The sequence below is a fragment of the Alloiococcus otitis ATCC 51267 genome (assembly GCF_000315445.1).
GTDB lineage: Bacteria > Bacillota > Bacilli > Lactobacillales > Carnobacteriaceae_A > Alloiococcus > Alloiococcus otitis.
On record NZ_JH992960.1, the window covers coordinates 142,703 to 154,044 of the forward strand.

General features: G+C 44.9%; 11 protein-coding genes. 9 read left to right on the plus strand and 2 right to left on the minus strand.

The genetic code is table 11. From position 1 onward, the window contains the following. Positions 1-322: 322 nt before the first annotated feature. The gene (locus HMPREF9698_RS06650; protein ID WP_147292216.1) at positions 323-1,036 is read right to left on the minus strand and encodes a hypothetical protein; all 714 of its coding nucleotides are present in this window, start codon (positions 1,034-1,036) and stop codon (positions 323-325) included. Positions 1,037-1,186: 150 nt separating this feature from the next. Between HMPREF9698_RS06650 and clpP the strand changes: the two genes are divergently transcribed. The 9 genes from clpP (at position 1,187) to HMPREF9698_RS06695 (ending at position 10,949) form a co-directional block, all read left to right on the plus strand. Further along, the gene (gene clpP / locus HMPREF9698_RS06655) at positions 1,187-1,780 is read left to right on the plus strand and encodes an ATP-dependent Clp endopeptidase proteolytic subunit ClpP (protein WP_003778585.1); all 594 of its coding nucleotides are present in this window, start codon (positions 1,187-1,189) and stop codon (positions 1,778-1,780) included. A 151-nt stretch (positions 1,781-1,931) separates the two neighbouring features. Then, positions 1,932-2,945, plus strand: a complete 1,014-nt coding sequence (locus HMPREF9698_RS06660) for a sugar-binding transcriptional regulator (RefSeq protein ID WP_003778587.1) — start codon at positions 1,932-1,934, stop codon at positions 2,943-2,945. 36 nt (positions 2,946-2,981) lie between these two features. Next, positions 2,982-3,977 carry a type I glyceraldehyde-3-phosphate dehydrogenase gene (gap, locus tag HMPREF9698_RS06665; RefSeq protein WP_003778589.1) on the plus strand — a complete coding sequence of 332 codons (996 nt, stop codon included), beginning with the start codon at positions 2,982-2,984 and terminating at the stop codon, positions 3,975-3,977. Positions 3,978-4,118: 141 nt separating this feature from the next. Next, positions 4,119-5,303, plus strand: coding sequence for a phosphoglycerate kinase (locus tag HMPREF9698_RS06670; RefSeq protein ID WP_003778591.1), 1,185 nt, complete (start codon positions 4,119-4,121; stop codon positions 5,301-5,303). Between the two features lie 29 nt (positions 5,304-5,332). After that, positions 5,333-6,088 carry a triose-phosphate isomerase gene (gene tpiA / locus HMPREF9698_RS06675; protein ID WP_040292710.1) on the plus strand — a complete coding sequence of 252 codons (756 nt, stop codon included), beginning with the start codon at positions 5,333-5,335 and terminating at the stop codon, positions 6,086-6,088. Next, positions 6,088-7,623, plus strand: a complete 1,536-nt coding sequence (gene gpmI / locus HMPREF9698_RS06680; RefSeq protein ID WP_003778596.1) for a 2,3-bisphosphoglycerate-independent phosphoglycerate mutase — start codon at positions 6,088-6,090, stop codon at positions 7,621-7,623. Before tpiA ends, gpmI begins: the two co-directional genes overlap by 1 nt. 50 nt (positions 7,624-7,673) lie before the next feature. Beyond that, positions 7,674-8,972: a phosphopyruvate hydratase gene (gene eno, locus HMPREF9698_RS06685; protein WP_003778598.1), complete on the plus strand. Its 1,299-nt coding sequence runs from the start codon at positions 7,674-7,676 to the stop codon at positions 8,970-8,972. A gap of 192 nt (positions 8,973-9,164) precedes the next feature. Then, a complete protein-coding gene (locus HMPREF9698_RS08845) occupies positions 9,165-10,178 on the plus strand; it encodes a hypothetical protein (RefSeq protein ID WP_003778599.1) in 1,014 nt (337 codons plus the stop codon). Positions 10,179-10,187: 9 nt separating this feature from the next. Further along, positions 10,188-10,949, plus strand: a complete 762-nt coding sequence (locus HMPREF9698_RS06695) for a hypothetical protein (RefSeq protein ID WP_003778600.1) — start codon at positions 10,188-10,190, stop codon at positions 10,947-10,949. A gap of 171 nt (positions 10,950-11,120) precedes the next feature. Here the strand turns inward: HMPREF9698_RS06695 and HMPREF9698_RS09080 are convergent. Then, the coding region (locus HMPREF9698_RS09080) for a hypothetical protein (RefSeq protein WP_040292713.1) at positions 11,121-11,342 on the minus strand (222 nt) is incomplete at its 5' end.

Sequence of the window (11,342 nt, forward strand, 5' to 3'; positions counted from 1 at the left end):
GAGCGGAAACGCGACAATCGCTAAGCAATAAACGAGTTATAGAGCGGAAACGCGACAATCGCTAAGCAATAAACGAGTTATAGAGCAAGAACGCGACAGTTGTTGGGCAATAAACGAGTTATGGGGCGTATGGAGCGGAAACGCGACAATAGCTAGTTAACCAAAGAGTTACTAACTTAAAGGGTGACGAATAACTATAAAAAAAGACCCTGGTGAAAGTTTCACCAGGGTTAAATTGCATGCAATTATAATAATTAGTTTTGGAAGACTTGGCCTAGCTAGCAAGATAGACCATTTGTTCTGGCTGGGGCAACCCACAATCCTAGTTCAGCTGGTAATTGCCACTGAGCTGGATTAAGTTAAAATAAGTTGAATTATCAAAAATCGCAAAGCGGTCTGCTTGGTCCAATAAGTCATCTAACAAATCTTGGCAATAAAATTGCTTGGCTTGGAGTTCTGCCCCTGTGAAGGGTGACCGGCCTTTTCGGCTACTCAGACGGTCATGAATAATTTCACCTGATTCCACTTCAATAGCATAGATTGAGACCAGGTAGTCTTTTTCTTTGGCTAACTTGCAAATCGGAACCAGGTCGAAGTCGTCAGTAGTCAACCGGGCTTCGATGGTGAGAGGGAGCTTGAGGTCAAAGCATGTCTGGCAAAACTTGTATAATGAATGGTGGTTCTTTTGGACAAAGTAAGTGTGACTAAATAAGTCGAGGGCAGTGGCCCGGAAGATAGACTTCCCCACCCCATCGACTCCGATAATCAAGTTGATTTCCCGTCTTCGTTTTCGGTCTCCGTCCACGTTTGCCTGCTTAATGGGAGTCGGGTCATCAGCCATAAGGATCTTTTTTTGTCTGGTCGACAAATGGAAGTTAACTAGGCTGGCTAAAAACTCACGGTCACTCGAGTCATTGCTGAGGAAAATCCCATTGAAAAGCTCTAGCAGAGGAACCTTAGCCAAATTATCCTTAGTTTTTAGCAGTTCTTGGATGCGGTTGGTTACCATAGCTTGTACCCTTCTTTCTTCGTTCATTATACTGGATACCACTTCAATAAGGAATATAAAATGAAAGCTTGGCTTTTAATCAGGGTGAAAAAGTCAAAAGAAAAAGTTTGACTTTAATTGACCATTGGGTTATATTAGGTATGAATTAAATATTATCGATCTCTAGGAGGAATAGTAATGAATTTAGTTCCCACAGTTATTGAACAGTCACCAAAAGGCGAACGTGCCTATGATATTTACTCAAGATTATTAAAAGACCGAATTATTATTCTAGGCGATGCCATTGACAATAATGTAGCTAACTCAGTTGTTTCCCAACTTTTATTCTTAGATGCCCAAGATTCAGATAAAGATATCTACCTTTATGTCAACTCCCCTGGTGGCAGTGTCACAGCTGGTCTTGCCATCTATGATACCATGAACTTTATTAAAGCTGATGTCCAAACTATCGTCATTGGTCTAGCAGCTTCCATGGGGTCTGTCTTGGCAACAGCAGGGGCTAAGGGCAAACGTTTTGCCTTGCCTAACTCAGAAATCATGATCCACCAACCCCTAGGTGGGGCTCAAGGTCAGGCAACTGAAATCGAAATCGCAGCTAAAAATATCCTTCGAACCCGTGAAAGATTAAACAAAATTTTAGCTGAAGCAACTGGTCAAGACTTAGAAACCATTGACCGGGATACCGACCGAGACTACTTTATGACTGCTGAAGAAGCCTTAGAATATGGCTTAATTGATGATATCATGGAAACAAGTGACAAACTATCCTAATGTAACAGGATAAGTGACTGAAAGAGGCAAGTTGACCTTGCCTCTTTTTTTATAAGGATTTGGACAAAAAACGTCCCGGTATAAAAGTTATTGGGCTTGAAAACGTTCCGGTGCCATGGTATAGTAATAATGAAGTGAGGAGCGAATTGAAATGTTGTCATTGATCGAAGAGCTTGTACCGGGAACATTTCAAGTCATTGTTCAGCGGTATCAGATACTTAAGGAAGTTGAAAGTCAAAGCCCAATCGGTCGCCGGGCCCTAGCCAAACAGGTAGACCTGTCTGAGCGAAGCTTGCGGACAGAAATTCAAGTTCTCAAAGACCAGGCTTTTATTTCAACTTCATCTGCTGGTATGTCTTTGACCACTTTAGGAATCCGGATCTTGGATGACCTAGAAGACCTAGTCAAGGACCAGGCCAGTTTCCGTGAATCAGAAGACGCCCTCGCTAAGCAATTAGAGATAAGCCAGTGCATCATTTGTCGCAGGGACAGTCAAGAGAGCCTGGCGCAGGAGGCATTGGCAGTCATGGACCGCCTCCTGCCTCATGGGAGCCAGACCATTGCAGTTATGGGAGGGACGACCATGCGGAAGTTGGCAGAGTCCTTTGATGAATCCCTGTCAACCAACCGAACCCTCCAATTCCTACCCGCTCGAGGCGGGGCAGGAGAAGAGCAAACCATCCAGGCCAATGCTATCGCGGATTTGATGGCTAACCGGACCCATGGAACCAGTCGACTTCTCTATGCCCCAGACCATGTCAGAAGCGAAACCCGGAATTTACTTTTACAGGAGCCTGAGATTAAGGAAACCATGAGGCGGTTGAGCCAGGCTGACTTAGCAGTTTTTGGGATTGGGGATGCCAAAAAAATGGCTAACCGAATCGGATTAGACCAAGCCACCATTAACCAGTTAGATAAGGCTGGTGCCGTGGCTGAAGCCTTTGGTGAATTTATTGATGCTAAGGGTGAGATTGTTTATAAGTTAGCTCGGATTGGCTTATCTTCAGAAGATATTCAAGCCATTCCCAACCTCCTAGCGGTAGCGGGTGGGGCTGGCAAGGCGCAAGCTATTGAAGCCTACTGCAAGGTGGCACCCAGCCATACTATTTTAGTGACCGACCAAGTAGCAGCAAATAAGATTTTAAATTGGGAGTCATCCCATTAAAATAAAAATTTAGATTTTCTAAGGAGGAAATCATTTATGTCAGTAAAAGTAGCAATTAACGGTTTTGGACGTATCGGTCGTTTATCCCTTCGTCGTATTTTAGAAGTAGATTCAGACCTAGAAGTTGTTGCCATCAACGATTTGACAGACAACGATGATCTAGCTTACCTCTTGAAATACGATACAGCTCAAGGACGCTTCCCTTACTCTGTAGAAGTTAAAGAAGGTGCCCTTGTTGTCGATGGGAAAGAAATTAAAGCCTACGACGAAAAAGACCCTGAAAAATTACCTTGGGGCGACCTCGGTGTGGACGTTGTGCTAGAAGCTACTGGTGTTTTCAACAACCAAGAAAAAGCTGGCAAACACCTTCAAGCAGGAGCTAAAAAAGTCGTTATTACAGCACCTGCCAAAGACACTGACACTAAAACTGTTGTTTATGGGGTTAACCAAGATATTCTGGATGCGGACGACAAAGTTATTTCAGCTGCATCTTGTACCACTAACTGCCTAGCTCCAGTCGTTAAAGTCCTAAATGATGAATACGGCTTGAACAGTGGTTTGATGTCCACTATCCACGCTTACACTGCTACCCAGTCTCTTCAAGATGCACCTGGTGGACGTAAAAGCCGGGCTGGTGCTTCCAACGCGATTCCAGCATCAACTGGAGCTGCTAAAGCAGTGGGTAAAGTTATCCCTGAAGTTGACGGTAAAATTGACGGCACTGCTGTCCGTATCCCAACCATTACAGGATCAATGACTGAAGTTTACGTTACCTTAGACAAAGAAGTAACCGCTGATGAAGTGAATGCGGCAATGAAAGCTGCAAGCAGCGATGCATTTGAATACAATGAAGATGAAATTGTTTCATCTGATATTATCGGTGACCCAGCTGGCTCAATTTTCGATGCCACTCAAACTAAGGTAATCGATGGCGCAAACGGCCAATTGGTTAAAGTAGTTGCTTGGTACGACAATGAATACGGCTTTACCGGTAACCTTATCCGTACACTAGAACACCTGGTATCTTTATAAGATCTGTCAACCCACTATAAAGAAAGAAACCGAGTGAGACAAGCGGGGAAGCAAACGCGCTTCCCCGCTTTTTTAAGAGAGGGTCGGCTACTTCCTACCGGCCCGGTCTCTTACATATCATGAAAGGTTGTGTAATCTACTATGGCTAAGCAAATTGTTAAAGATTTAGATGTAAAAGACAAAAAAGTCCTCGTCCGGGTCGATTTCAACGTTCCCATGAAAGATGGCGAGATCACCAACGACAACCGGATTCAGGCATCATTAGAGACCATTAATTACTTGATCGACCAGGGTGCTAAATTGGTTCTTTTCTCCCACCTGGGCCGGGTCAAAAGTGAAGAAGATAAGGCCAAAAACTCCCTTCGACCAGTTGCTGACCGTCTAAGCGATTTGCTAGGTAAGCCAGTGACCTTTATCCCAGAAACCCGGGGTCCAAAATTAGAAGAGGCGGTTGACAAGCTTGAAGCCGGCCAAGTTCTATTAGTGGAAAACACCCGGTTCGAAGACTTGGATGGTAAGAAGGAAAGTAAAAATGATCCAGAACTTGGTAAATATTGGGCTAGCTTAGGTGACCTCTATGTCAATGATGCTTTCGGAACTGCCCACCGGTCTCATGCTTCCAATGTGGGGATTGCTTCTCACTTGGATTCTGCAGTTGGCTTCCTCATCGAAAAAGAAATTGACTTTATCGGTGGTGCTGTTGACAATCCAGAAAGACCTTTTGTAGCCATACTGGGTGGTGCTAAGGTATCTGACAAGATCGGGGTTATCGAAAACCTCATAGGCAAGGCTGACAAGGTCTTAATCGGCGGTGGCATGGCCTACACTTTCTTCAAAGCCCAAGGGAAAGACATCGGCGACTCCCTCTTAGAAGAGGACAAGGTCGACTTGGCTAAAGACCTACTAGACCGAGCAGGGGACAAGTTGGTCTTACCTGTTGACACAGTTGCCGGCAAGGACTTTGACAATGAGACAGAAAGCCAGGTCTTTGAAGGCAAAATTGAACCGGGCTACCAAGGCTTAGACATTGGTCCGAAAACTGTTGACCTTTTCACTGATGAACTCCAGGATGCCAAGACGGTGGTTTGGAACGGACCGCTCGGCGTCTTTGAAATGGCCAACTTTGCTAAAGGGACTGAACAAATTTGTGAAGTCCTAGCCAAAATCCCAGCAACCACTATTATCGGTGGTGGCGACTCAGCGACAGCTGCCAGCGACTTAGGCTTTGCCGATGACTTTGACCACATTTCAACTGGTGGTGGAGCTAGCTTGCAATACCTTGAAGGCAAAGAATTACCAGGCATTGCAGCAATTTCGGACAAGTAAGACAGAAGTTAAGAAAGGTTTGATCATTGATGCGTAAACCTATTATTGCAGGAAATTGGAAGATGAACAAAACGGCGCCAGAAGTCCAATCTTTTGTTGAAACCATCAAGGGCAAGTTGCCCAAGCCAGACCAGGTTGAAGCTGTGATTGGGGCACCTAACATTTTCACCCAGTCATTAGTAGATTTAACAGCTGATTTGGATGTGAAAGTGGCAGCTCAAAATGCCTACTATGAAGATTCTGGGTCTTTCACAGGGGAAACTTCCCCCTTGGCTCTCGCTGACCTGGGGACTGACTATGTGATTATCGGTCACTCTGAACGCCGGGATATTTTTGGCGAAAGCGACCAGGACGTGAACAAAAAGGCCAAGGCTATTTTCAGGAATAATATGCTCCCTATTATTTGCTTAGGGGAGTCACTGGAGACCAAAGAAGCAGGCCAGACAAGTGACTTTGTGGCCGGTCAAGTCAAGGCTGCCTTGGAAGGACTTGACGGAGACCAGGTTCAAAATCTCGTTCTGGCATACGAGCCAATTTGGGCGATTGGAACTGGGAAAACAGCCAGCCCACAAGAAGCTAATGAAACCATTAAAGTAGTCCGCCAAACTGTAGCTGACCTCTATAGCCAAGAAGTCGCTGACCAAGTCCGGATCCAATACGGTGGATCTGTCAAGCCAGACAATATTGCTGACTTCCTAGCGACTTCTGATATTGATGGGGCCTTAGTGGGCGGTGCTAGTTTAGAAGCTGAATCATTCTTGCAATTATTAGGAGCGGTTCAATAATGACAAAAAAACCAGTTGCAATTATCATCTTAGATGGCCTTGGTTGGCGGGAAGAAACCGACCATAATGCAGTAGCCCAAGCTAAAAAAACCAACTTTGACCGCTACTGGGACCAATTCCCTCATGCTACTATGCAGGCATCTGGCCAAGCTGTTGGCCTACCAGAAGGGCAAATGGGTAACTCAGAAGTAGGTCATACCAATATTGGGGCTGGCCGGGTTGTCTACCAAAGTATTACCCGAATTGATAAGTCAATAGAAGAAGGGGAATTGTCCAGTAACCCAGCCTTCCAAGATGCAATCGACCATGCCAAAAGCAAGCACTCAGCCCTTCACTTTATGGGCTTGGTATCTGATGGTGGCGTTCACTCCCACCAACGCCACCTCCTCGCCCTCTTGGAAGAGGCTAAAAAACAGGGAGTGGACAAGGTCTATGTTCACGCCTTTACAGACGGTCGTGACGTGGCACCGGATTCTGCTTCTGGATTTATTGCTGACTTAAACCAAGCCTTAAAAGATCAGGACTTGGGCCGTCTTGCAAGCATCAGTGGCCGTTTTTATGCTATGGACCGAGATAACCGCTGGCCAAGAATCAAAAAAGCCTATGATGCTATCCGCTATGGCCAAGGTCACCAAGCCCAAGACCCTGTTCAAGCCATTCAAAACTCTTATGCTGATGATGTTATGGATGAATTTATTGAACCAATTGTGTTAACAGACGACCAAGGTCAAGCAATTGGTCCATTATCCGACCAAGACAGCGTAGTCTTCTTTAACTTCCGGCCTGACCGGGCAATTCAACTGTCCCGGGCCTTGTCTGAGCCTGGCTTTGACGAATTTGACCTGGGTCAAGCCTTAGAAGATGTCAAGCTGACCACCATGACTCAGTATACGGAAGACATGAATGCCCAAGTGATGTACCCTCCTGTCAAGCTTAAAAATGTGATTGGAGAAGTTTTAGCTGACCACGGATTAAGCCAACTTCGGATTGCTGAAACAGAAAAATACCCCCACGTCACCTTCTTTATGAACGGTGGGGACAACAAGGAATATCCTGGCGAAAGTCGGACCCTTATCCCATCCCCAAAAGTGGAAACCTATGACTTGAAACCAGAGATGAGCGCTTATGAAGTGGCTGATTCCCTAGTAGCTGACTTGGACGAGGACAAATACGATGCCGTCATTCTTAACTTCGCCAACCCAGACATGGTGGGCCACTCTGGTAAGTTAGATCCTACCATCAAGGCTGTTGAAGCAGTAGACGAAAACTTGGGCCGTGTAGTAGACAAGATTCTAGAAAAAGATGGGGCAGCCATCATCTTTGCTGACCATGGCAATGCTGACACCCTTCAAACTCCAGAAGGCAACCCCCATACTGCCCACACCACTGTTCCGGTCCCATTGATTGTAACCAAGTCAGGTGTCAAATTGCGACAGGATGGCAAGTTGGCCGATGTGGCACCTACCATGCTTGAATTGCTTGGCATTGATCAACCAGAAGAAATGACCGGCCGATCTTTAATTGATCATAACTAAAGTCAATTTTTTTAGAAAAAATAGTAAAACCCTATGAAGGAGAGAAAACCATGCCAAATATTATTGATCTTCACGCTAGAGAAGTCTTAGACTCACGAGGGAATCCAACTGTAGAAGTTGAAGTAGTTACTGAATCAGGTGCCTTTGGTCGAGGAATTGTGCCTTCAGGTGCTTCAACTGGTGAACACGAAGCGGTTGAGTTACGAGATGGGGAACAAGACCGCTACTCAGGTAAAGGAGTCCAAAAAGCGGTTGATAATGTGAACAATGTCATCGCTGACGAAATCATAGGCTTTGATGTTAGAGACCAATTGGGCATCGACCAAGCCTTAATCGACTTGGATGGTACTGACAACAAAGGCAAATTAGGGGCCAATGCCATCTTGGGTGTTTCCATTGCGGTTGCCCGGGCTGCTGCTGAGTTCGTTGGTCTTCCCCTATACCACTACCTTGGTGGCTTTAACGGGAAAGTTTTGCCAACACCAATGATGAACATCATCAATGGTGGATCTCACTCCAGTGCCCCAATTGCCTTCCAAGAATTTATGATTTTACCAACTGGAGCACCTACTTTCAAAGAAGCGCTTCGCTGGGGTGCTGAAATTTTCCACGCCCTTAAGTCCATCTTGAAAGACCGTGGATTGGAAACCTCTGTCGGAGATGAAGGTGGCTTTGCTCCTAAATTTGAAGGTACTGAAGATGGGGTTGAAACCATCTTAGAAGCTATCAAAAAAGCTGGTTTAGAGCCTGGCCAAGATGTCTTCTTAGGCTTTGACATCGCTGCTTCTGAATTCTACCATGATGGAGTGTACGACTACACTAAATTTGAAGGAGACAAGGGAGCTAAACGGTCAGCTGATGAGCAAGTTGACTACTTGGAAGAATTGGTCAACAAATACCCTATCATCTCCATCGAAGACGGAATGGATGAAAACGACTGGGAAGGTTGGGAAAAATTAACCGACCGCCTAGGTGACAAGGTCCAACTGGTTGGCGATGACTTATTCGTCACCAACACTGAAATTCTTGCCAAAGGTATCGAAAAAGGTGTAGGCAATTCTATTCTAATCAAGGTCAACCAAATTGGTAGCTTGACTGAAACCTTTAACGCAATTGAAATGGCTAAACAAGCAGGTTACACAGCAGTTATCTCCCACCGGTCTGGTGAAACAGAAGATGCAACTATTTCTGATATTGCGGTGGCAACCAATGCTGGCCAAATCAAAACCGGGTCACTTTCACGGACCGACCGTATTGCCAAATACAACCAATTGCTCCGCATTGAAGAAAGCTTGGGTCAACAAGCTGTCTACCGTGGCAAAGATGCTTTTTATAACTTAAACAAATAAATATAATCTTCAACCACCAGCTGGGATTGACTATTGCCGCTGGTGGTTTACTACATATGGAACCTTTTATGGAATTAATCCACCAAAATATTACAAAAAGGTGTAGGTCATGTTACAAGACGATAAATAGATTGATTGCGACTCAGGCTTGTGGTAGATTTTAACTAAGATCACAGGATAGGTGGCGGATTCATGACAAAAAGCAAAACAGCCCGGAAAAGATTTATGGCACTTGGTCTTTGCTTGGGACTCAACCTGACTTTTTTGAGTCAAGAGGTCTGGGCTAGCCCGCAAAGCCAAGGAAACTATTTTTATCAAGAAGATTCCAGTGAGCTTTCAGATGAATCATTTGATCCTGTAAGAGCAAGACCTTCTGTCCCTGACCAGGAATGGGATGAGCCAAGACTAGAAGATTTTTCTCCTGGTTCAGAAATCCAGGAAGAGAAAGAAGGCAGTGCGAACGAAAGTCCAGAAAAGATTGATATTGAAGTAGGATCAGGGGCAAAAGAGGTCCAAAAGCAAGTTGTGCTCTTTAAGAAAGTCCAAAATAAAGGTAAAATGGAAGAGGCCAAACCCGATCCTATCCAAGCCCAGGAAAATGAGGTGGAAGAACAAGGGGAAGAGGACAAGCCAGAAACTGGGCAAGATCGTGAGTCCAAACCGGAGCCTGAAGACAAACCGAAGCCAGCCCCGGAACCTGAGCCAAAGCCTGGACCAGAGAAGCCTAAACCTCAGCCAGAACCGAAGCCAGAGCCCGAACCCGAACCGGGTCCAGAACCGGAACCTGAGCCAAAGCCTGGACCAGAGAAGCCTAAACCTCAGCCAGAACCGAAGCCAGAGCCCGAACCAGGACCCAAACCTGAGCCAAAGCCTGAGGAACCCAAGCCTGAACCCGGTCCGAAACCGAAGCCGGCTCCAAAACCTAAGCCCCAACCTAAGGATCCAAGTTTTTCCCCTCAACCTGACCGGCCTGAAAAAGATATTATTCGCGATTACCAGCCCCAAGGAGAGGAATTGGACCACCTGATTGATGTTTTACTCAGTGAAGGTCCAAGAGAGGCTGAGCGATTGAAAGACCAATACGCCAAGCAGAAAGCGGGAGGTCAGAAACTGCCGGATACAGCAAGCAATAAATGGATCCTACCAGGCCTAGGCTTATTAGCCCTAGGTCTAGGCATTACGCTAAAATTTAATTATAATAGATGAGGTGATTAAGTGAAGTTGAAACAATTGTCTCTTACCTTGGCAAGTTTACTGGTCCTAGCAGGATGCCAAGGAGGAAACCAAGAGTCAGATCAAGATCAAAATCCAAATCCCCAAGAAGAAACTCAAGTGGAACAAGACATGGACCAGGAAGAAGATAATAGTTCAGAACAAGAAGCTGATCAAAATGCAGGTGATGAAGAGGAAGAAGCCCAAGAAACTGATCCGCAACCGGACCCGGTCAGTGACGACAATGACCAGGAGCCTGACCAAAGTCAAGAGGAAAGTGATCAAGAAGACCAAAGTCAAGAGGCTCAAGCAGACCAGGGATCTAAGGAAGATATATCAGACCGAACTTTCTTAAGCAATTTAAATGAAATTTACCCCATTGTCCGCGCTGCTACTAACCAGTCCAATTACAATATCAGCGATGTCCTCTTTGATCAGGATGAAGAAGGAGACCATTACATTATTGTTGCCTGGGACGGGGCTTTCCACTATGAATATCGGATTGATGCCGACCAGAATGAATTAGTCGATAGCCAAGAGGAAAACAATGTGGAACCTCTCGACATCATTGAAATAGACAGTGTCCTCCAGCCTAATGAAGCCATGGACCGGGTTCAAGAAGTAACAGGAGGAGAGGAAGTTTACAGCTGGCACCTCTTCTACCAACCTGCTTATGACCAACCTGTTTATTCCTTTGAAACTGATGACGACTATGTCTTTATCAGTGCCTTAGATGGCCAAGAAATTGACCAAGAAGAAGAGTAAGGCCTGAGCCAAAATTTATATCCAGTATAGGCCTAGCTTTCTCCGCTAACTTTAAGAGGCGGAGGAAGCTTTTTAAACTTGCCTTTATAATAAATGGATATGGTGTAGGGCAAATAGGTATAAATAATGTTTAATTTACGACAATCATGGGAAATGACTTATTTTTTATTGTTAAAAAAGAGCAACTGGTTTATAAAAGGATAGTTTTGAAGTTGAAACTGGACAATAAATCAAAATAGGGAAGTTTTGAAGCTGAAACTGGACAATAAATCCAAATAAGGAAGTTTCGAAGTTAAAACTGGACAATAAATAAAAATAAGGAAGTTTTGAAGTTAAAACTGGACAATAAATCAAAATAAGGATAGTTTCGAAGTTAAAACTGGACAATAAATC

Excerpts from the sequence above, each read along its gene's own strand:
- HMPREF9698_RS06650 (WP_147292216.1), bottom strand. The coding sequence starts at position 1,036 with ATGAACGAAGAAAGAAGGGTACAAGCTATGGTAACCAACCGCATCCAA.
- clpP (WP_003778585.1), top strand. The coding sequence starts at position 1,187 with ATGAATTTAGTTCCCACAGTTATTGAACAGTCACCAAAAGGCGAACGT.
- HMPREF9698_RS06660 (WP_003778587.1), top strand. The coding sequence starts at position 1,932 with ATGTTGTCATTGATCGAAGAGCTTGTACCGGGAACATTTCAAGTCATT.
- gap (WP_003778589.1), top strand. The coding sequence starts at position 2,982 with ATGTCAGTAAAAGTAGCAATTAACGGTTTTGGACGTATCGGTCGTTTA.
- HMPREF9698_RS06670 (WP_003778591.1), top strand. The coding sequence starts at position 4,119 with ATGGCTAAGCAAATTGTTAAAGATTTAGATGTAAAAGACAAAAAAGTC.
- tpiA (WP_040292710.1), top strand. The coding sequence starts at position 5,333 with ATGCGTAAACCTATTATTGCAGGAAATTGGAAGATGAACAAAACGGCG.
- gpmI (WP_003778596.1), top strand. The coding sequence starts at position 6,088 with ATGACAAAAAAACCAGTTGCAATTATCATCTTAGATGGCCTTGGTTGG.
- eno (WP_003778598.1), top strand. The coding sequence starts at position 7,674 with ATGCCAAATATTATTGATCTTCACGCTAGAGAAGTCTTAGACTCACGA.
- HMPREF9698_RS08845 (WP_003778599.1), top strand. The coding sequence starts at position 9,165 with ATGACAAAAAGCAAAACAGCCCGGAAAAGATTTATGGCACTTGGTCTT.